Genomic DNA, 19,032 nt, shown 5'->3' with positions numbered 1-19,032 from the left:
GGACGAATGGGCGTCTTTATAGCTTGACGGTCATTACCAATCAAATTACGTTATGCGTAATTGAATTACGATAAAAATAACCCGGGCGGGCCAAGACCTCTTCAATCGAGCGAAAGGCCACTGCCTGTTCTCTGTTCAGGAGGCTCCATGAACCTCGATTCAACGGCGCCCGCGCTGGCTTATCAGTCAGGCTTCGGCAACGAATTCAGCAGTGAAGCGCTGCCCGGCGCATTGCCCGTCGGCCAGAACTCCCCGCAAAAAGCCCCCTATGGCCTCTACACCGAATTGTTCTCCGGGACCGCGTTCACCATGGCCCGCAGCGAAGCGCGGCGCACCTGGATGTACCGCATCCAGCCATCGGCCAACCACCCGGCGTTCGTCAAGCTGGAGCGGCAACTGGCCGGCGGCCCCTTGGGTGAAGTGACCCCCAACCGCCTGCGCTGGAACCCGTTGGATATCCCCAGCGAGCCCACCGATTTCATTGACGGGCTGGTGAGCATGGCGGCCAACTCGGGCGCCGAAAAACCGGCCGGGATCAGCGTCTACAGCTACCGCGCCAACCGTTCCATGGAGCGCGTATTCTTCAACGCCGACGGCGAATTGTTGCTGGTCCCGCAACTGGGCCGCCTGCGCATCGCCACTGAGCTCGGCGTACTGGATCTGCAACCGCTGGAAATCGCCGTGTTGCCGCGCGGCCTGAAATTCCGGGTCGAACTGCTCGACCCACAAGCCCGCGGCTACATCGCCGAAAACCACGGCGCGCCGCTGCGCCTGCCGGACTTGGGGCCGATCGGCAGCAACGGCCTGGCCAATGCGCGGGACTTCCTGACCCCGGTCGCCCAGTACGAAAATCTCAAGCAACCGACCACCCTGGTGCAGAAATTCCTCGGCGAGTTGTGGGGGTGCGAACTCGATCATTCGCCGCTGAACGTGGTCGCCTGGCACGGTAATAACGTGCCGTACAAATATGACCTGCGCCGCTTCAACACCATCGGCACAGTCAGTTTCGATCACCCGGATCCATCGATTTTCACCGTCCTGACCTCGCCCACCAGCGTGCACGGCCTGGCCAACCTCGACTTCGTGATCTTCCCGCCGCGCTGGATGGTGGCCGAGAACACCTTCCGTCCACCGTGGTTCCACCGCAACCTGATGAACGAATTCATGGGTCTGATCCAGGGCGAATACGACGCCAAGGCCGAAGGCTTTCTGCCAGGCGGCGCGTCGTTGCACAGCTGCATGAGCGCCCACGGCCCGGACGGCGAAACCTGCACCAGGGCGATCAACGCCGAACTGGCGCCGACGAAAATCGACAACACCATGGCGTTCATGTTCGAGACCAGCCAGGTGCTGCGCCCGAGCCGTTTCGCCCTGGACTGCCCGCAATTGCAAACCACCTACGATGCCTGCTGGGCCACGCTGCCCGCCACTTTCGACCCGACCCGGAGATAACCCATGACTCAGACTTCCATCACTCGTAGCTGGGTTGCCTCCGCCAACGGCCATGCTGATTTCCCGCTGCAAAACCTGCCATTGGGCGTGTTCAGCGTGAAGGGCGCGGCACCCCGCAGTGGGGTGGCCATCGGCGAGCATATTTTCGATCTGGAGGCGGCGCTCGATGCCGGTCTGTTCGACGGCGCGGCAAAGACGGCCGTCCAGGCCACCCGTGGCGGCCAGCTGAATGCTTTTTTCGAGCTGGGTCGTGAGGCGCGGGTGGCGTTGCGCGAACGTCTGCTCGAGCTGCTGCAAGAGGGCAGCACCCTGCACGGCAAAATCGAAGCCCAAGGCGCGAAACTGCTGCCGCTGGCGGCGAATTGTGAAATGCACCTGCCAGCGAAAATCAACGATTACACCGACTTCTACGTGGGCATCGAGCACGCGCAAAACGTCGGCAAACTGTTCCGCCCGGACAACCCGCTGCTGCCGAACTACAAGTACGTGCCGATCGGCTACCACGGCCGCGCCTCGACCATTCGTCCGTCCGGCACCGACGTGCGCCGTCCGAAAGGCCAGACCCTGCCGGCCGGCCAGACCGAGCCGACCTTTGGCCCCTGCGCACGTCTGGATTACGAACTGGAACTGGGCATCTGGATCGGCCAGGGCAACGAGATAGGCGACTCGATCGCCATCGGCGACGCCGCCGATCACATTGCCGGTTTCTGCCTGCTCAACGACTGGTCGGCGCGGGACATCCAGGCCTGGGAATACCAGCCACTGGGGCCGTTCCTGTCGAAAAGCTTCATCACCAGCATTTCGCCGTGGGTGGTGACCGCCGAAGCGCTGGAACCCTTCCGTCTCGCCCAACCGGCACGTGCTGAAGGCGATCCGCAGCCACTGCCCTACCTGTTCGACAAGCGTGACCAGGCCGCGGGTGCCTTCGACATCGAACTGGAAGTGCTGCTGCTCACCGAAGCCATGCGCGAGCAGAACCTGCCGGCCCATCGCCTGACCCTGAGCAACACCCGACACATGTACTGGACCGTGGCGCAACTGGTCGCCCACCACAGCGTCAACGGCTGCCAGCTGCAGGCCGGTGACCTGTTCGGTTCGGGCACCCTGTCGGGCCCGGAAAACGGTCAGTTCGGCAGCCTGCTGGAAATCACCGAGGGCGGCAAAAAGCCGATCGAACTGGCGTCGGGCGAGGTGCGCAAGTTTCTTGAGGACGGCGACGAAATCATCCTGCGCGCCCATTGCAGCCGCGAGGGTTTTGCCTCCATCGGCTTCGGCGAATGCCGCGGCAAAGTGCTGTCGGCGCGCTGAGAGGAGCGGCTCATGGAACTCTATACCTACTACCGTTCGACTTCGTCCTACCGGGTGCGGATCGCGTTGGCGCTCAAGGGCCTGGACTACCAGGCGCTGCCGGTCAACCTGATCGCCCCACCGGGTGGCGAGCACCGCCAGCCGCCGTACCTGGGCATCAACCCGCAAGGCCGGGTGCCGGCCTTGCGCACTGACGAAGGTGACCTGCTGATCCAGTCCCCGGCAATCATCGAGTACCTGGAAGAACGTTATCCACAGGTACCGCTGCTGTCCAAGGACCTCACTGCGCGCGCTCGTGAACGTGGCGTCGCGTCACTGATCGGTTGCGATGTGCACCCGTTGCACAACGTCAGCGTGCTCAACAAGCTGCGGCAGCTGGGCCACGATGAAACCCAGGTGGTCGAGTGGATCGGCCACTGGATCAGCCAGGGGCTGGCGACAGTGGAGCAGTTGATCGGCGATGAAGGTTACTGCTTTGGTCCGCAGCCCGGCCTGGCGGATACCTACCTGATCCCGCAGCTCTACGCCGCCGAGCGCTTCAACATCTCGCTTGAGGCGTATCCGCGGATTCGTCGAGTGGCGGCACTCGCCGCGACACACCCGGCCTTCATCAAGGCCCATCCGGCGAACCAGCCCGACACCCCTTGACGCCTCACCTCGAGCTACTGTGGGAGCGGGCTTGCTCGCGAAGGCGGACTGTCAGTCACATCGATGCAAGATGTGCCACCGCCTTCGCGAGCAAGCCCGCTCCCACATGGGTGCAGGGATCAATGGACGATTGAGTTGGGCGGCAAATGCCCCAACCGTTCCGTCAGGCGAATCCGCTGGATCGGGTCGTCGCTGAGCAGCAATGCATGCTCCAGATCGAATCGCTCGGCGTTCGGGCAATCCAGCCGTTGATAGAGGCTGGCCCGGGCCAGGTAATCGCTGGCGCTGGCGTTGCCCAGTTCCAGCACGCGCTCGGCGTCGATCAGGGCGCCGATGTAGTCATCGTGGGAAAGGTGCAGCTGGCGCAGGTTGCGCGACAGCCGTTGCAGCATGTGCACCGGTTCGGCGGTCAGCAAATGCTCGGCGCCGAGTTTCATGTTCGGGCCGTACTGGCGATGCAGCAGTTCCCGGCAATCGTTGGGGTACAGGCGACGGCCACCGCAGGGGTCGAGCAGGTGATCGGCACCGGGGACGCGCAGCAGGAAATGCCCGGGGAAGTTGACCCCGACCATGGGGATTTCCAGTCGCCTGGCCAGTTCCAGCGCAATCAACCCCAGGGCCAGCGGCTGGCCGCGCCGGCGTTCCAGCACCTTGTTGACCAAGGCCACGTGCGGGCGCAAGGGCGTGAAGTCGTCCTGGGCGAAGCCCAGGTCATTCATGCGCCGCAACAGCGGCTGGGCCAATTCGCTGACCGGCAACATCGGCAAGCCGTAGCTGATCCGTTGCTGCAGGTCCTTGAAATCTTTCAGGACCGCCTCGGGATTCACCTCTTTGTCGTGTTCGGCCGCGATCCACAGCGCCGCCTCGAACAGCGCGGGCGGTGATCGTTGCAGACAGGCGAAGAAACATTGGCGCGGGGTCATCAAAATCTCCGGGGCATGCCTCGTTTTAGCCTCGTCTGCGCCATTCGTCCAGTATCGTGCGCAGGCCGCATCAGGTTATTTCCAAAAGGCTGTTTGGCGGCTGCGCTTATTCCTGTGCGCTTCTGCAATTTTTGCGCGCAAGCCTATACTGGCGACTACGAGTAGTTATTCGGGAGCCCTGCGATGTTCGCTCTCATGCAAAGCACTCGCCTTGAATCGTTGCATTTGAGCGTCGACCCGGCCACCGGGTTGAAGGCGGTGATTGCCATTCATAACAGCCGTCTCGGACCTGCCTTGGGCGGCTGTCGTTACCTGGCCTATCCTGACGACGAGTCCGCGGTCGAGGACGCTATACGCCTGGCGCAAGGCATGAGTTACAAGGCAGCGCTGGCCGGCCTGGCTCAAGGCGGCGGCGTGGCGGTGATCATGCGACCGGTGCATGTGGAAAGCCGCGCCGCATTGTTCGAAGCCTTCGGGCGCTGCATCAATCAGCTCGACGGCCGCTACATCACGGCCATCGACAGTGGCACCTCGGTGGCGGACATGGACTGCATCGCCCAACAGACCCAACACGTCACCAGCACCACCTCCGCGGGCGACCCTGCGCCCCACGCGGCCATGGGTGTGTTCACCGGCATTCGTGCCACCGCCATGGCCCGTCTGGGCAGCGATAACCTCGAAGGCCTGCGAGTGGCGGTTCAAGGATTGGGCAATGTGGGGTATGCCCTCGCCGAGCAGCTGCATGCCGCCGGTGCCGAACTGCTGGTCAGCGACATCGATCACGGCAAGGTGCAATTGGCGATGGAGCAACTGGGTGCGCACCCGATCGCCAACGACGCATTGCTCAGCACACCGTGCGACATCCTCGCGCCCTGCGGCCTGGGCGGCGTGCTCAACAGCAACAGTGTGACGCAACTGCGTTGCGCGGCGGTGGCCGGGTCCGCCAACAACCAACTGACCCACCTGGACGTCGCCGATCAACTGGAACGGCGGGGCATCCTGTATGCGCCGGACTATGTGATCAATGCCGGCGGGCTGATCTACGTGTCGCTCAAGCACCGTGGCGAAGCGTTGACGACCATCACCGCACACCTGTCGAAAATCAGCTCGCGACTGACCGAAGTCTTCGCCCATGCCCAGGCGGAAAAACGTTCGCCTGCGCGGGTGGCGGACGAACTGGCGGAGAAAGTGTTGTACCGCTAACAGCTGACCGCTGACCGCTGAATGGTGGAAAACACCGAACCTCGTAGGAGCCAGGCTTGCCGGCGAAGGCGTCGTCATGGGCGCTGCAAGGGTCGAGGCCGCCTTCGCGGGCAAGCCTCGCTCCTACAGGATCTGCTGCGGACCAGTGGATGGTGGGAAAACACCGAACCTCGTAGGAGCCAGGCTTGCCGGCGAAGGCGTCGTCATGGGCGCTGCAAGGGTCGAGGCCGCCTTCGCGGGCAAGCCTCGCTCCTACAGGATCTGCTGCGGACCAGTGGATGGTGGGAAAACGCCGAACCCCGTAGGAGCCAGGCTTGCCGGCGAAGGCGTCGTCATGGGCGCTGCAAGGGTCGAGGCCGCCTTCGCGGGCAAGCCTCGCTCCTACAGGATCTGCTGCGGACCAGTGGATGGTGGGAAAACACCGAACCTCGTAGGAGCCAGGCTTGCCGGCGAAGGCGTCGTCATGGGCGCTGCAAGGGTCGAGGCCGCCTTCGCGGGCAAGCCTCGCTCCTACAGGATCTGCTGCGGACCAGTGGATGGTGGGAAAACGCCGAACCCCGTAGGAGCCAGGCTTGCCGGCGAAGGCGTCGTCACGGGCGCTGCAAGGCTCAAGGCCTAGTTCCGAATGATCTTTTGATTTTCGCACATGAAAAAAGCCCTGAGCCATTCGACTCAGGGCCTATTCAATTCGGGCGCTGCTTATTTCGGCGTCTTGGCAGCTTTGGCTGGCTTGGTCGGCGCAGCGCTCGGCACTTCAACCGGTTCAACCGGTGCAGCCATTTCAACCGGTGCAACGACTTCAGCAGGTGCAGCCACTTCAGCAGGGGCATTCAGCAGTTCGGACAACGCATCCGGCTGGCTCTTGAACGCCTTGGCGAACACATCGCGATTCTTCGCCATGTAGATCCCGGCTTCTTCCACTTGCTGTTCAGTCAGGGACGGAACGGCTTTTTGCAACACTTCGGCCAGCAACTCGGCCAGTTCGAGCATTTTGTCATGACGGTCAGCTTCGGCTTTATCCATGAACAAGCGCTCCAGATCTCGGCTGCTGCGGTATACCACTTCGACGGCCATTCACCACCTCACATGCCTTCACATTAAGTTGTCTGTATCGACTACTGTATCTATATACAGCTAAAGGATAAGCGAATCCTGTCGCTTTGGGTAGTGGCTTTTGACTGTAGATCGAATTCAGGGTTTGTCAGGTGGACCGTGTCGCTCCATTCGCGAGCAAGCCCGCTCCCACAGGATCGGCGCTGAACCTGTGGGAGCGGGCTTGCCCGCGAAGAGGCCCGTCAGCACGCCACAAAAGTGTCCAGTAGCACCCAATCGCCATCTCACCGAAGACCCCTGGCCTTTTTTCTGCATGCAGAACAACCGTCACGTCCAACCCGCATCATCCGCTCGAACCGAGCTAAGGAAGAATCATCGTGAAAATCAACTGGGCCGAGAAGCTGCGGCAGAACGTGCACGAAGTGGCCGAGTCCCTGGGCAACCTGTTCGTCGAAACCTTCCACTACCTGGCGCTGTTCGCCATCGGTGCGGTAACCGCGTGGGCGGCGGTGATGGAGTTTCTGGGGATGCTCGAAGAAGGGCACATCAAGATCGATGACATCTTGCTGCTGTTCATCTACCTGGAACTGGGGGCGATGGTCGGGATTTACTTCAAGACCAACCACATGCCGGTGCGCTTCCTGATCTATGTGGCGATCACCGCGCTGACGCGGCTGCTGATCTCCAACGTCTCGCACCACAATCCACCGGATGTGGGGATCATCTACCTGTGCGGCGGGATTCTGCTGCTGGCGTTTGCGATCCTGGTGGTGCGTTATGCCTCCTCGCAATTCCCTTCGGTGAAAATCGAGCACCCGCAGCGCAAGATCGGTGCGGGTTCCGGTGAACATCCCGAAGTGGAGAAGGGCGAGATTTAAAGCCCCATGGCCGGCCGGCCGTGGCTTTTGACCTGAGGCGGCGGCAGGTTGCGATTGTCGCCGTCGGTCATGGCTTCGAGGATAGCCACGGCGCTATGACCCTGTTCGATGGCGATGCCGAACTGAATGCTTTGCACCAGGCGTTTGAGGCGTTTGGGGTCATTGCGTTGTTCGGTGCTGATCATCCGTTTGGCGACCACGTGGCCGCTGTTGGAGAGGGTCAGCATGATGCTGCCGTCCAGACCCTGAATGCTCAGGTTGATCTGGTAATCCGGTGCAAAGGCATCGGTAATGAGCTGAAAAGGGTTGTCCATGATGCGGCACCGCCTGATTGAACGTGCAGTTGTTGACCGGCCGAGATCGGATTGGTTCGCAACACCGGACCATTGGCATATCGCCGTCATCAGTAAAGCAAGGGGCATGCCGGGAAACTGTCGAACTGTAGGAGCGAGCGGTGCGGCGGTCCGACTTGCCCGCGAAGAACGATACGCGGTGCATCAGGTATACCGCGTTACCGTTGTTCGCGGGCAAGTCGGACCGCCGCACCGCTCGCTCCTACAGGGGCTGCCCGTTTCAGGGCATGAATGAATAAATGATCGCAGACAGTGCAATCAGACCGATCAGCACCACGAATACGTTCGAGGCCTGGCCGGAGTACTGGCGCAATGCCGGCACGCGACGGATGGCGTACATCGGCATCAAGAACAACAGGCACGCAATGATCGGCCCGCCGAGGGTTTCGATCATCCCCAGGATGCTCGGGTTGAAGGTCGCCACGGCCCAGCAGCTGAGGATCATGAACAGCGCCGTCGCGCGGTTCAGCCAGCTCGCCGACATCACCCGGCCACGGCCGCGCAGGCTTTTCACGATCAGGCCCTGAAAGCCTTCGCTGGCGCCGATGTAATGGCCGAGGAAGGATTTGGTGATCGCCACCAGTGCAATCAGCGGCGCCGCGTAGGCAATGACCGGGGTCTGGAAGTGGTTGGCCAGGTACGACAGGATCGAGATGTTCTGTGCCTTCGCCGCAGCCAGGTCGGCCGGGGACAGCGCCAGCACGCAGCTGAAGCAGAAGAACATCACGGTAACGACCATCATCCCGTGGGCGATGGCCAGGATGCCGCTGCTCTTGCGCTCGGCCTGTTCGCCATAGCGTTGCTTCTGATCGACGGCGAAGGCAGAGATGATCGGCGAATGGTTGAACGAGAACACCATCACCGGGATCGCCAGCCACAGTGTCTGGAAGAACATCGGCAGCGGCATGCCTTCACTGGCGGTGGCGAAGAAGGCGCCGTTCCAGTTCGGGATCAGGCTCAGGCCGAGCAGCAGCAACGCCGCCACGAACGGGTAAACCAGCACGCTCATGCATTTGACGATGACGCCCTGGCCGCAACGAACGATGGCCATCAGACCGAGGATCAACCCCAGCGACAGAATCGCCCGCGGTGGCGGGGCGATGTGCAACTGATGCTCCATGAAGCTGCTCAGGGTGTTGGTCAGCGCCACGCTGTACACCAGCAGAATCGGGAAGATCGCAAAGAAATACAGCAGCGTGATCAGCTTGCCAGCACCGATGCCGAAGTGTTCTTCCACCACTTCGGTGATGTCCCCGGAACGGCCGGACAACACGAAACGGGTCAGGCCGCGGTGGGCGAAAAAGGTCATCGGAAACGCAAGGACGGCCAGGATCAGCAAGGGCCAGAAACCACCGACGCCAGCGTTGATCGGCAGGAACAGCGTACCGGCGCCAATGGCCGTGCCGTAGAGCCCGAGCATCCAGGTGGTGTCGTGTTTGCTCCAGCCCTTGTGGGTTATTTCCGTATTGCGTGTCAGGTCTACAGCGGGATTATCGGCAGCAGGTGTACGTACATCGGTCATCGTTCAGGCCTCGTTATTGTTCTTGCTCGGGCTCACGTGTTACGCGCGTCAGGGAATGCTCCTCAGCACTCCACCCAGCTCACCGCCAGGCCGCCCCGTGAAGTCTCTTTGTATTTGTCATGCATGTCGGCGCCGGTATCGCGCATGGTGCGGATCACCCGGTCCAGGGAAATGAAGTGTTTGCCGTCGCCGCGCAGGGCCATTTGCGTGGCGTTGATCGCCTTCACCGCGGCGATTGCATTGCGCTCGATGCAGGGCACCTGGACCAGGCCGCCGACCGGATCGCACGTCAGGCCGAGGTTGTGTTCCAGGCCGATTTCAGCGGCGTTTTCCAGTTGCTCCGGGGTGGCGCCAAGCACGTCGGCGAGGCCGGCGGCGGCCATCGCGCAGGCCGAACCAACTTCGCCCTGGCAACCGACTTCGGCGCCGGAGATCGACGCGTTTTTCTTGCAGAGGATGCCGACGGCCGCAGCGCCCAGAAAGAACGCGACCACGTCATCGTCCGACGCGTCCGGGTTGAATTTCATGTAGTAGTGCAGCACCGCCGGAATGATCCCGGCCGCGCCGTTGGTCGGTGCCGTGACCATGCGTCCGCCGGCGGCGTTTTCTTCGTTCACGGCGAGGGCGAACAGGTTGACCCACTCCATGGCCGACAGGGTCGAGGTGATGACGTTCGGCTTGCCGATTTCCAACAGGCTGCGATGCAATTTCGCGGCGCGACGCGGCACATTCAGGCCGCCGGGCAGGATGCCTTCGTGAATCAAGCCTTGCTCGACGCACTCGCGCATCACCGACCAGATGTGCAGCAGGCCCTGGCGGATTTCGCTTTCGCTGCGCCAGGCCAATTCATTGGCCATCATCAACTCGGAAACCCGCATCCCATGTTGGTTGCAGAGCTTGAGCAGTTCGGCGGCGCTGGAGAAATCGTAGGGCAGCACGACGTCGCTGGCCGGCGCAATGCCGGACTCGGCTTCGGCCGCTTCGATAATGAAACCGCCACCGATCGAGTAATAGGTTTGCTCCCACAGCTCACCGGTTTCGCCAAAGGCGGTCAGGGACATGGCGTTGGGGTGGTAGGGCAGGCTCTCGTCCAGCAGCAGGAGATCGTGCTGCCAGTTGAAGGCGATGATGGTTTTGCCGGCCAGGTTCAGCTCGCCGGTGTCGCGCAGGGTCTGGATTCGGCTATCAATGGAAGCGGGATCGATGCTGTCCGGCCATTCGCCCATCAGGCCCATGACACAGGCGCGGTCGGTGGCGTGACCGACGCCGGTCGCCGACAGGGAGCCATAGAGGCGGATTTCTACCCGCCGTACGTCGTCCAGCAAATGTTGGTCGATCAGGGCCTGGGCGAAGGTCGCGGCGGCGCGCATCGGACCGACGGTGTGGGAACTGGAGGGACCGATGCCCACTTTGAAAAGATCGAAAACACTGATAGCCATGCTAAAGCCTATACAAGCAATGGAGGAGAAATCGCTGCCATTTTTGTAGGACAAGCGCAATGTCGGCGATACTGCCTCCCTCGGTCCTACGTGACCAACGAAACTTCCTAAGATAGCCTTTAGCAGGACTAAACGATGAGTCGTCAATTGCACGCCCAGACCTACGTCTGGCTGCACGTGTTTTCCTGTGCCGCACGGCACTTGTCATTCACCCGATGCGCCGAAGAACTGCACATCACGCCAGGTGCAGTCAGTCAGCAAATCCGCCAACTGGAGGAGCGCCTGGGCTTTCGCCTGTTCCATCGTCGCGCTCGCGGGGTGGAATTGAGCGCCGAAGGCCAGCGACTGGCCATCACCGTCAACGAGGCTTACGGCAGCATCGATGCCGAATTGCGACGACTGGATGCGGGAATGATCAGCGGGATTTTACGGCTGCGCTCGATTCCATCCTTCCTGAGCAAGTGGCTGACCCCCCGGCTACCGCGCTTGCAGCAGCGTTTCCCGGATATTCAATTGCGCCTGGTGGCCGAGGACAGCAGCGTGCCCTTGCACGAGGGCGACTTCGACCTGGCCATCGACCTGAACGACGGCAGCTATCCCGGCTTGTTATCCACAGCCCTGCTCGACGAACAGGTTTTTCCGGTGTGTGCCCCGAGTCTGTTGCGTGGCCGCCCGCCGCTGCATGGCCCGGCGGACCTGGTGCACTTCCCGCTGCTGCACGACATCACCGCCTGGCGCGGCAGCTATGAGTACGCGGAATGGGAGTTCTATCTCAATGCCATCGGTTTTCAAGGCGCGGACGTACGGCGCGGGCACACCTTCAATCGCAATCACCTGACTATCGAAGCGGCGATTGCCGGCATGGGCGTGGCAATTGCGCGGCGAACGCTGCTCAACGATGAGCTGGAGCGCGGGACGCTGATCGTGCCGTTTGGCCTGGCGGTGCCCAATCACAAGCGTTATGTGCTGCTCTATGCGCCGGGCGCGCTGAGTCATCCGGGAGTACGTGCGGTGCATGACTGGCTGGTGGAAGAGGCGGGGATGTTTCGTAGCCTGCACCCGCTGGGGGAGCGGCAGATGTGAGCAGTTCGGGGCATCGGAGCGGGCGACCCAACTCCCGACCTTAGCAGCGCTTTTACCGGTTGTCCGACTTTTTTTGCAAATCCATATTTATCTTTTTTTAGGGGTTGAATTGTTCCGCGCACACACCGATTGTGTAGGTAAGAGGTCACGGTGACGACGCCCAAGGGCCAGCCGAAGCGCCTCTCGCGAGCTAGCTGAAATAAGGGATGAACTATGCAAATCCAAGTCAACAGCGATAACCATATTCAAAGCAGCATCCGACTGGAGGAGTGGGTACGTACTACCATTGAGAGCACGCTCGAACGTTATGAAGAGGACCTGACCCGTGTCGAGGTTCACCTGCGGGACGAAAACGGCGACAAGCCCGGACCGCACGACATGCGCTGTCAGCTGGAAGCGCGACCAAAAGGCCATCAACCGATTTCTGTCACCCATAAAGCCGCTAATCTGGAACTGGCCATCGACGGCGCGGCTGAAAAACTCGAACATGCGCTGGAACATCTGTTCGGCAAACTGCGGGGCAAACCACGTGCCGCCGTTGTGCCATTCGAGCGGCCTGCTGCCGATGCGCTGCTGGAAGACGAGTTTCTCGAGAACGAACAGGCTGCGCAAAACGGCTGAAGGCTGATTCGGTTTTTACCTTCCCACTGTCTTTCCACTAAAAAAGCGGGCCTGCTGATGCAGGCCCGTTCTTGTTTGTGCTGATCACCAGCACCCTCGCCACATGTGTCCGGTAGTGAGTCAAAACGCGACAGAAGTCTGCACATAAACCGTCCGCGGCTCCCCGGCTGTCTTGACGATCTCATCGGATCTGTTTTGCGTATGAGAATATTTATCATTAATATTGCGACCTTGTTGGCCCCGTGACTTGCACGGGGCTTCACCGGTTTCAGGGTCGAAACATGAAAGGCAAACCGAGCACGCTCCCCGTTTCCTACCGACTGGCGGTCACATCGCGGGTGCTGGCAGCTGTGTTGGGCGGTTACGTCGTTGCGGCGCTGGCCAGTGTCAGCCTGACCCTGTGGTTGCCAATGGCCCGTGCCGACGCCGTGGTGACCGGGATGATGACCTCGTTTCTGGCCTACCTTGTCGCCGTGCTCTGGTGCTTTGCCTGTCGCAGCGCGTGGCAGGCCTGGTTCGGACTGCTGGTGCCAAGCCTGCTGCTGGCGGCAGTATCGGGCCTGGCGTACTGGGTGGGCCACTCATGAAAGAGGGCTTTCGTCAGGCCATGGCCTGGTTGCACACCTGGGCCGGGCTGATCTTTGGCTGGCTGTTATTCGCGATCTTCCTGACCGGCACACTCGCCTATTTCAAGGACGAGATCAGTCACTGGATGCAGCCGGAGATTCCCGCCCGTTCCGTGCCTTCCGAGGTCAGTTTGACCTTGGCCCAGCAATATCTTCAGCAACACGCCGCCGGCGCCTCGCGCTGGCTCATCGATTTGCCGGATGCGCGTGAGCCCGGTCTTTCGGTGCGGTGGCAGCAAGCAGCGGCCAAGCGTGGCGAACGCGGGCAATTCACGGAAAAACTTCTCGACCCGCAAACCGGTGCCGAAGTGCAGGGCCGGGAAACCATGGGCGGCGACTTCTTCTATCGCTTCCACTTCCAACTGCAGATGCCGTATCCGTGGGGTCGCTGGTTGTCGACCATCGCGGCCATGGTGATGTTCGTCGCTTTAATCAGCGGGATCATTACCCACAAGAAAATTTTCCAGGACTTCTTCACCTTTCGCCCGCGCAAAGGCCAGCGCTCCTGGCTCGACGGACACAACGCGGTGGGCGTGCTGGTGTTGCCGTTCCACCTGATGATTACCTACAGCAGCCTGGTGATTTTCATGGCGATGGTAATGCCGGCGAGCATCCTTGCCTCCTACAAGGGGGATGTCCGGGCGTTTTACGATGAGGTGTTTCCCGCTTCCAATACGCCTGAACTCGCCGGTAAGCCAGGTCAATTGGTGCCGTTGGCGCCGCTGTTGGAGCAGGCTCGCGAGCAGTGGTCCGGCGGCCGGGTGGGGCGCCTGACGGTCAACAATCCAGGGGATGCGAACGCCTCGGTGGTGCTCGTACGTGATGGCACCGATCGCGTGGTCCATGACTTTGGCAGCGCCGTGACGTTCAACGGCGTCACCGGCCAACTACTCGGCACGACCCCGGAGCAATCGCTGCCCCGGGCGATTGTCGGCGGTTTCTATGGCTTGCACATGGGGCATTTCGCGGGGCCGGTATTGCGTTGGCTGTACTTCATTTGCGGGCTGGCGGGCACGGCGATGATCGGCACCGGGCTGGTGATCTGGCTCGGCAAACGTCAGCTCAAACATGCGAAAAGCGGCGTGATGCCGTTCGAGTTGCGGTTAGTGGAAGTGCTCAACATCGCCAGCATGTCGGGGTTGATGGTCGCGGTGGCAGCGTTTTTCTGGGCCAATCGATTGCTGCCGGTCGGGATGGCCGGGCGTGGGGATTGGGAGGTCAACAGCTTCTTCATTGTCTGGGGGCTGAGTGTGCTGCATGCCATGGTTCGCCGTGGTCGCGCGGCGTGGGTCGAGCAGTTGGCGCTGGCGGCGTTGCTGTTGGGTGCGGTACCGCTGTTGAACGCCCTGACCACGCCTTTTCACTTGGGCGTTACGCTGGTGCAGGGCGATTGGGCCATGGCCGGTTTCGACCTGACGTGCCTGGGCAGTGGGGTGTTTTTCGTTTGGGCCGCCTGGAAAATGCAGCGCGCCGGACAAGCTGCAATCGTCACCCGACAACGTGTGCAACGGGCCACGCCTGGGCAAGGGGCACTCTGATGTTGCTGGCTTTGCTGCTCTGCTATGGTGGATTCACCGCGCTCTGTTTATCGATGGATCGACATCACACCCAACTGCTGGGTCGCAAGCCCTCGGCCCTTCGCCGCCAGGGCATGAAGCTCGGTGGCTGGCTGTTGCTGGCCTTGTCGATGTGGGCGGCGGTGGCGACGACGGGCTGGGGGCTCGGGCTGGTGCAGTGGTTCGCGGTACTGATGCTCAGTGCCTTGCTGCTGGTGTGGTTGATACCATATCGCCCGCGCCTGGCGTTGTCGTTGGCCGGGGTGGGCCTGCTCGCCAGCCCCGTCGCCGCGTTTGCGCAGTACTGACTGATCACCAGCCCTGCGCAATCCCATGACGACGAACATCGCGGCGCTCGTGCGCATTTTCTATAGGAGCGAGGCTTGCCCGCGAAGGCGGCCTGACAGGCGCTGAGTTTATCGGGCCTACCGCAAAAACGCCTGCCGATACTCCCCGGGCGTTCCGCCCAGCGCCTGACGAAACCGGTTGGTAAAGTGACTGGCACTGGCAAACCCGCACGCCAGGGCAATGTCCCCCAACGGCTGCAACGTCGTGCGCAGCAATTCCCGCGCCCGGCTCAACCGTCGTGATAGCACATACTGATGCGGCGGCAAGCCGAAGCTCGCTCTGAACATCCGCGCAAAGTGATACTCCGACAGCGCGCACAACCCCGCCAATTGCCCCAGGCTGATGGCCTCGGCCAACTGACTGTCGATGAACTCGACCAACTGCCGACGCTGATGCGCCGCCAATCCACCCTTGAGCCGCAAGCCCTCGCGCATTCCGACCTGGCCGAGCAGCACGTGACTGAGCATTTCATGGGCCAGGCTGCTGGTGAGCAGACGTTCGCCGGGCTCCTGCCAATTGAGCGTGATCAACTGCCGAAAGCGTCGGACTTGCTGCGGGTCATCGAGGAAGGTGCTTTCACGTAACTGAAGTTCGCGCGGTTCACGGTCCAGCAGCGTGACGCAGCCGAGGGCAAACTGTTCAGGGCTGAAATAAACATGGGCGAGGCGAATGTCGCCATTGATCACCCAGGCTGACCGGTGTTCGGCCGGCAGGATGCACAGTTTGTCCGGGCCGCCCTTGGTGCCGGGCCGGTCGCGGCGAAAGGTGCCGGTGCCACCGGCGATGTAGCAGGACAATGTGTGGTGGCTCGGGGCTTCGTAATCCTGAGCGTCGTGATGGTTGTTCCACAAGGCTGCAGCCATGCCGTCACCGAGCTCGGCGCTGTGCTCGAGGCGAGCATTGGGCGAGCGGTTGAGGGCTTGAAACACTTGCAGGCTTTCCAGTGCGGACATGATCGGTTCTCTCCAACGCCTTGCATCCTACTCCGCAGATGTTGGCCTGCCAGCCCGTCGGCCGACAAAAGCGCAAGTTTATGCAAGTGCGGCCAGGCTTGGGGCGGGACACTGAGCACCTATCGAGGAGTCTTTGTCATGAACCTTTCGTTGTACTTGCTGACCGTGCTGATCTGGGGCACCACCTGGATTGCCCTGAAATGGCAACTGGGAGTGGTGGCCATCCCCGTATCGATTGTTTATCGCTTCGGCCTCGCGGCGCTGGTGCTGTTCGTGGTGTTGCTGCTCAGCCGCAAGCTGCAAGTGATGAACCGCCGCGGGCATCTGATCTGCGTGGCGCAGGGGCTGTGCCTGTTTTGCATCAATTTCATGTGTTTCCTCACCGCCAGCCAGTGGATCCCCAGCGGCCTGGTGGCGGTGGTTTTTTCTACCGCCACGCTGTGGAACGCCTTCAATGCGCGGGTGTTCTTCGGCCAGAAAATTGCCCGCAATGTGCTGGCGGGTGGTGCGTTGGGGTTGCTCGGGCTCGGCCTGTTGTTCTGGCCTGAACTCGCCGGTCATACCGCCAGCCCGGAAACCTTGCTCGGGCTGGGTCTGGCCCTGCTCGGCACCCTGTGCTTTTCGGCCGGCAACATGCTGTCGAGCCTGCAGCAGAAGGCCGGCCTCAAGCCGCTGACCACCAACGCCTGGGGCATGGCCTATGGCGCGGCGATGCTCTCGGCCTGGTGCCTGGTCAAAGGCATTCCGTTCGATATGGAGTGGAATGCCCGTTATATCGGCTCGTTGTTGTATCTGGTGATCCCCGGTTCAGTCATCGGGTTTACGGCCTACCTGACCCTGGTCGGGCGCATGGGACCGGAGCGGGCCGCCTATTGCACGGTGTTGTTTCCGGTGGTGGCGCTCAACGTGTCGGCCGTTGTCGAGGGTTATCAGTGGACCGCCCCGGCGCTGGCAGGCCTGGTGCTGGTCATGCTGGGCAATGTGCTGGTTTTTCGCAAACCCGACGCGAGGGTTAAACCGGTGGCGGGCAAGTTGGCATGAACTGAAAAGTGTTTATTTGTCGTTTGCCAGCACCAGGTATACCAATGCGAAGAACATATAATTTATGTTGTTGTGTGCCCAGTAAAAGGCATTGTTCTGAGCGGAGTACTCCAGGTCGAACCATTCATTAAGTATGACGGCGTAGAGAATGTAGTAAACAAAAATAGCGGTGGTCAAACCCACGATAGCGAACTTTTTGGCCTCGTGAAAGTCGTTGCGCGGGGCATCAAGTTTCCGGTAAAGCTGATAGGCCCCGAGCAGACAAGTGAGCGTGAATATGATCTCAAGGGTTATAATTGCCCAGTAAAACCTATGGTGGAACAGGGTTGAGCTGATAGCCCGGTAGCGTCGGGAATCGTTACCTTCGGTATGGCTCATACTGATGATTCGCCCGATATACTCGGTGTAGGCCGTGTAATCGGTAAAGTTATTGATAAGGGTGGCGATGCCAAAGAGTGCCGCCATCAAGACGATCAGTACTTTGCTCCGCCTGATGGCGCAGACGGCGGTGAATTTATTCATCCATGTGATCTCCAAATATCCGTTTGGGTACTGCTTCCATATTTCTCGAAGTTTATAACATTTGTGAATAAGTCTGATGCGTTACTGAGTTGCAAGTTATGTCTTCTGCTGAAGGATTCGGCGAAGTTGCGGTGAAATCGACTGAGGAGGGTGTTGCCAGGTTGCCGAACATTGAAGCGGCCGTTTTATGGAAATGGCACGTCCATCCGAACGTGCCGGGGGTTTCTCAGCCCTGCCAGACCTGTGGGTTGACCAGGTCCTGCGGTCGCTCGCCCAGCAAGGCGCTGCGCAAATTGCTCAGCGCCCGATTGGCCATCGCTTCGCGGGTTTCATGGGTTGCAGAGCCGACGTGCGGCAACGTGACAGCGTTTTTCAACTGGAACAGCGGCGATTCGGCCAGCGGTTCTTTCTCATAGACATCCAGACCGGCACCGCGAATACGGTTGTTCTGCAGGGCGTCGATCAAAGCCGGCTCGTCGACCACCGGACCGCGAGCGATGTTGACCAGAATGGCGCTCGGTTTCATCAGCGACAGTTCGCGGTGGCTGATCAGGTGCCTGGTCTTTTCGCTGAGCGGCACGACCAGGCAGACGAAGTCGGCTTCGGCCAGCAATTGGTCCAGGCTGCGCAACTGTGCGCCGAGTTCGTGTTCCAGTTCGATCTTGCGGCTATTACCGCTGTAGATGATCGGCATGTTGAAGCCCAGGCGCCCGCGCCGGGCAATGGCGGCGCCAATGTTGCCCATGCCGACGATGCCGAGGGTCTTGCCGTGTACATCGCAACCGAACAACGGTGCGCCAACGGTGGCTTGCCATTGGCCGGCCTTGGTCCAGGCGTCCAGTTCCGCGACGCGCCGGGCACTGCTCATGAGCAGGGCGAAGGCCAGGTCGGCGGTGCTTTCGGTGAGGACGTCGGGGGTGTTGGTGAGCATGATCCCGCGCTCGTTGAAGTAGGCGACATCATAGTTGTCGTAGCCGACCGAGACGCTGGAGACGACTTCCAGTTTGGCGGCGTTTTCCAGCTGAGCGCGGCCCAGTTTGCGACCGACACCGATCAGGCCATGGGCGTGGGGCAGGGCTTCGTTGAATTGGGCGTTGATGTCGCCGTTTTTCGGATTCGGCACGATGACGTCGAAGTCTTGCCTGAGGCGTTCGATCATTTCAGGGGTGACGCGGCTGAAGGCGAGTACGGTCTTTTTCATGGCGGGAAGGGCTCGTCGGGCTTTGAATGCCAAGCACGCTAACATTCTTCCCGGACGTTATGCGAGTACCTGAATGCGTCGGATGTACGCATTTCCTGTAGGAGCTGGCTTGCCAGCGAAGGGGCCGTCACATTCAGCATTAATGTTGTCAGACAGTCCGCCTTCGCTGGCAAGCCAGCTCCTATGTATGGACTCGCCCCCACTGTCTACCCGCTTTCAAAAAAACTGCCGCCCCGTTGCATCTATGTATTAGGCCTATTCGAGGAAGCCGTCATCGGCTTCTGGCCAAAATTGGAAGAGCT

Annotated in this window: 19 protein-coding genes and 1 pseudogene; 12 read left to right on the top strand and 8 right to left on the bottom strand. The window is 60.9% G+C overall.

What is annotated here, in order from left to right:
* Nucleotides 1-147: 147 nt before the first annotated feature.
* Genes hmgA through maiA form a run of 3 tightly spaced genes read left to right on the top strand, consistent with a single transcriptional unit; the run spans nucleotide 148 to nucleotide 3,408 of the window.
* Complete coding sequence (gene hmgA / locus F8N80_RS28775) at nucleotides 148-1,452, top strand: homogentisate 1,2-dioxygenase (RefSeq protein ID WP_150747653.1); 1,305 nt, start codon at nucleotides 148-150, stop codon at nucleotides 1,450-1,452.
* Nucleotides 1,453-1,455: 3 nt separating this feature from the next.
* Nucleotides 1,456-2,760, top strand: coding sequence for a fumarylacetoacetase (gene fahA / locus F8N80_RS28770; protein ID WP_150785226.1), 1,305 nt, complete (start codon nucleotides 1,456-1,458; stop codon nucleotides 2,758-2,760).
* 12 nt (nucleotides 2,761-2,772) lie between these two features.
* Nucleotides 2,773-3,408 (top strand): maleylacetoacetate isomerase, encoded by a 636-nt coding sequence (gene maiA, locus F8N80_RS28765; RefSeq protein WP_150747655.1) that lies wholly within the window; start codon nucleotides 2,773-2,775, stop codon nucleotides 3,406-3,408.
* Nucleotides 3,409-3,527: 119 nt separating this feature from the next.
* Here the strand turns inward: maiA and F8N80_RS28760 are convergent, their stop codons facing one another.
* Nucleotides 3,528-4,331 (bottom strand): SirB1 family protein, encoded by an 804-nt coding sequence (locus F8N80_RS28760; RefSeq protein ID WP_150747656.1) that lies wholly within the window; start codon nucleotides 4,329-4,331, stop codon nucleotides 3,528-3,530.
* Between the two features lie 183 nt (nucleotides 4,332-4,514).
* Between F8N80_RS28760 and F8N80_RS28755 the strand changes: the two genes are divergently transcribed.
* The gene (locus F8N80_RS28755; RefSeq protein WP_150747657.1) at nucleotides 4,515-5,534 is read left to right on the top strand and encodes a Glu/Leu/Phe/Val dehydrogenase family protein; all 1,020 of its coding nucleotides are present in this window, start codon (nucleotides 4,515-4,517) and stop codon (nucleotides 5,532-5,534) included.
* Nucleotides 5,535-5,610: 76 nt separating this feature from the next.
* Nucleotides 5,611-6,153, top strand: coding sequence for a hypothetical protein (locus F8N80_RS28750; RefSeq protein ID WP_150785225.1), 543 nt, complete (start codon nucleotides 5,611-5,613; stop codon nucleotides 6,151-6,153).
* Nucleotides 6,154-6,353: 200 nt separating this feature from the next.
* Here F8N80_RS28750 and F8N80_RS31790 read toward each other — a convergent pair.
* Nucleotides 6,354-6,608, bottom strand: a pseudogene (locus tag F8N80_RS31790) (YebG family protein); the annotation flags it as partial.
* A 356-nt stretch (nucleotides 6,609-6,964) separates the two neighbouring features.
* Between F8N80_RS31790 and F8N80_RS28740 the strand changes: the two are divergent.
* Entirely contained in the window at nucleotides 6,965-7,465 is a 501-nt protein-coding gene (locus F8N80_RS28740; RefSeq protein WP_150747659.1) for a phosphate-starvation-inducible protein PsiE, read from the top strand.
* On the opposite strand, the gene F8N80_RS28735 is transcribed toward F8N80_RS28740, so the two are convergent.
* From F8N80_RS28735 to F8N80_RS28725, 3 genes are all read right to left on the bottom strand, one after another.
* On the bottom strand, nucleotides 7,462-7,779 hold the full coding sequence (locus tag F8N80_RS28735; RefSeq protein ID WP_150747660.1) for a DUF3509 domain-containing protein: 318 nt from the start codon (nucleotides 7,777-7,779) through the stop codon (nucleotides 7,462-7,464). The genes F8N80_RS28740 and F8N80_RS28735 overlap by 4 nt on opposite strands.
* Before the next feature lie 259 nt (nucleotides 7,780-8,038).
* A complete protein-coding gene (locus tag F8N80_RS28730; RefSeq protein ID WP_150747661.1) occupies nucleotides 8,039-9,340 on the bottom strand; it encodes a serine/threonine transporter in 1,302 nt (433 codons plus the stop codon).
* 62 nt (nucleotides 9,341-9,402) lie between these two features.
* Nucleotides 9,403-10,779, bottom strand: a complete 1,377-nt coding sequence (locus F8N80_RS28725) for an L-serine ammonia-lyase (RefSeq protein ID WP_150747662.1) — start codon at nucleotides 10,777-10,779, stop codon at nucleotides 9,403-9,405.
* A gap of 135 nt (nucleotides 10,780-10,914) precedes the next feature.
* Between F8N80_RS28725 and F8N80_RS28720 the strand changes: the two genes are divergently transcribed.
* The 5 genes from F8N80_RS28720 (at nucleotide 10,915) to F8N80_RS28700 (ending at nucleotide 14,973) form a co-directional block, all read left to right on the top strand.
* A complete protein-coding gene (locus tag F8N80_RS28720; RefSeq protein ID WP_150785224.1) occupies nucleotides 10,915-11,862 on the top strand; it encodes a LysR substrate-binding domain-containing protein in 948 nt (315 codons plus the stop codon).
* Nucleotides 11,863-12,075: 213 nt separating this feature from the next.
* Nucleotides 12,076-12,483: an HPF/RaiA family ribosome-associated protein gene (locus F8N80_RS28715; RefSeq protein ID WP_150747664.1), complete on the top strand. Its 408-nt coding sequence runs from the start codon at nucleotides 12,076-12,078 to the stop codon at nucleotides 12,481-12,483.
* Nucleotides 12,484-12,764: 281 nt separating this feature from the next.
* Nucleotides 12,765-13,070, top strand: a complete 306-nt coding sequence (locus F8N80_RS28710) for a DUF3649 domain-containing protein (protein ID WP_150785223.1) — start codon at nucleotides 12,765-12,767, stop codon at nucleotides 13,068-13,070.
* Complete coding sequence (locus F8N80_RS28705) at nucleotides 13,067-14,647, top strand: PepSY-associated TM helix domain-containing protein (protein WP_150785222.1); 1,581 nt, start codon at nucleotides 13,067-13,069, stop codon at nucleotides 14,645-14,647. The genes F8N80_RS28710 and F8N80_RS28705 overlap by 4 nt, the downstream gene beginning before the upstream one ends.
* Nucleotides 14,647-14,973 carry a DUF3325 domain-containing protein gene (locus F8N80_RS28700; protein WP_150747667.1) on the top strand — a complete coding sequence of 109 codons (327 nt, stop codon included), beginning with the start codon at nucleotides 14,647-14,649 and terminating at the stop codon, nucleotides 14,971-14,973. Before F8N80_RS28705 ends, F8N80_RS28700 begins: the two co-directional genes overlap by 1 nt.
* 117 nt (nucleotides 14,974-15,090) lie before the next feature.
* Here the strand turns inward: F8N80_RS28700 and F8N80_RS28695 are convergent, their stop codons facing one another.
* Nucleotides 15,091-15,966 (bottom strand): helix-turn-helix domain-containing protein, encoded by an 876-nt coding sequence (locus F8N80_RS28695; RefSeq protein ID WP_150785221.1) that lies wholly within the window; start codon nucleotides 15,964-15,966, stop codon nucleotides 15,091-15,093.
* Between the two features lie 138 nt (nucleotides 15,967-16,104).
* Between F8N80_RS28695 and F8N80_RS28690 the strand changes: the two genes are divergently transcribed.
* Entirely contained in the window at nucleotides 16,105-17,007 is a 903-nt protein-coding gene (locus F8N80_RS28690; RefSeq protein ID WP_150747669.1) for a DMT family transporter, read from the top strand.
* Between the two features lie 12 nt (nucleotides 17,008-17,019).
* Here the strand turns inward: F8N80_RS28690 and F8N80_RS28685 are convergent, their stop codons facing one another.
* Nucleotides 17,020-17,529: a DUF2165 family protein gene (locus F8N80_RS28685; RefSeq protein WP_150785220.1), complete on the bottom strand. Its 510-nt coding sequence runs from the start codon at nucleotides 17,527-17,529 to the stop codon at nucleotides 17,020-17,022.
* Between the two features lie 226 nt (nucleotides 17,530-17,755).
* Nucleotides 17,756-18,730 (bottom strand): 2-hydroxyacid dehydrogenase, encoded by a 975-nt coding sequence (locus F8N80_RS28680; protein ID WP_150785219.1) that lies wholly within the window; start codon nucleotides 18,728-18,730, stop codon nucleotides 17,756-17,758.
* Nucleotides 18,731-19,032 lie beyond the last annotated feature (302 nt).

This window comes from Pseudomonas fluorescens (assembly GCF_902497995.1).
GTDB lineage: Bacteria > Pseudomonadota > Gammaproteobacteria > Pseudomonadales > Pseudomonadaceae > Aquipseudomonas > Aquipseudomonas fluorescens_BK.
This window is presented reverse-complemented; position numbering and strand designations above follow the sequence as displayed.

Coding starts and splice junctions, on each gene's coding strand:
- F8N80_RS28720 (WP_150785224.1), top strand. CDS start 10,915: ATGAGTCGTCAATTGCACGCCCAGACCTACGTCTGGCTGCACGTGTTT.
- F8N80_RS28705 (WP_150785222.1), top strand. CDS start 13,067: ATGAAAGAGGGCTTTCGTCAGGCCATGGCCTGGTTGCACACCTGGGCC.
- maiA (WP_150747655.1), top strand. CDS start 2,773: ATGGAACTCTATACCTACTACCGTTCGACTTCGTCCTACCGGGTGCGG.
- F8N80_RS28680 (WP_150785219.1), bottom strand. CDS start 18,730: ATGAAAAAGACCGTACTCGCCTTCAGCCGCGTCACCCCTGAAATGATC.
- F8N80_RS28695 (WP_150785221.1), bottom strand. CDS start 15,966: ATGTCCGCACTGGAAAGCCTGCAAGTGTTTCAAGCCCTCAACCGCTCG.
- F8N80_RS28710 (WP_150785223.1), top strand. CDS start 12,765: ATGAAAGGCAAACCGAGCACGCTCCCCGTTTCCTACCGACTGGCGGTC.
- F8N80_RS28715 (WP_150747664.1), top strand. CDS start 12,076: ATGCAAATCCAAGTCAACAGCGATAACCATATTCAAAGCAGCATCCGA.
- F8N80_RS28685 (WP_150785220.1), bottom strand. CDS start 17,529: ATGAATAAATTCACCGCCGTCTGCGCCATCAGGCGGAGCAAAGTACTG.
- F8N80_RS28760 (WP_150747656.1), bottom strand. CDS start 4,331: ATGACCCCGCGCCAATGTTTCTTCGCCTGTCTGCAACGATCACCGCCC.
- F8N80_RS28755 (WP_150747657.1), top strand. CDS start 4,515: ATGTTCGCTCTCATGCAAAGCACTCGCCTTGAATCGTTGCATTTGAGC.
- hmgA (WP_150747653.1), top strand. CDS start 148: ATGAACCTCGATTCAACGGCGCCCGCGCTGGCTTATCAGTCAGGCTTC.
- F8N80_RS28725 (WP_150747662.1), bottom strand. CDS start 10,779: ATGGCTATCAGTGTTTTCGATCTTTTCAAAGTGGGCATCGGTCCCTCC.
- F8N80_RS28690 (WP_150747669.1), top strand. CDS start 16,105: ATGAACCTTTCGTTGTACTTGCTGACCGTGCTGATCTGGGGCACCACC.
- F8N80_RS28750 (WP_150785225.1), top strand. CDS start 5,611: ATGGGCGCTGCAAGGGTCGAGGCCGCCTTCGCGGGCAAGCCTCGCTCC.
- fahA (WP_150785226.1), top strand. CDS start 1,456: ATGACTCAGACTTCCATCACTCGTAGCTGGGTTGCCTCCGCCAACGGC.
- F8N80_RS28730 (WP_150747661.1), bottom strand. CDS start 9,340: ATGACCGATGTACGTACACCTGCTGCCGATAATCCCGCTGTAGACCTG.
- F8N80_RS28700 (WP_150747667.1), top strand. CDS start 14,647: ATGTTGCTGGCTTTGCTGCTCTGCTATGGTGGATTCACCGCGCTCTGT.
- F8N80_RS28735 (WP_150747660.1), bottom strand. CDS start 7,779: ATGGACAACCCTTTTCAGCTCATTACCGATGCCTTTGCACCGGATTAC.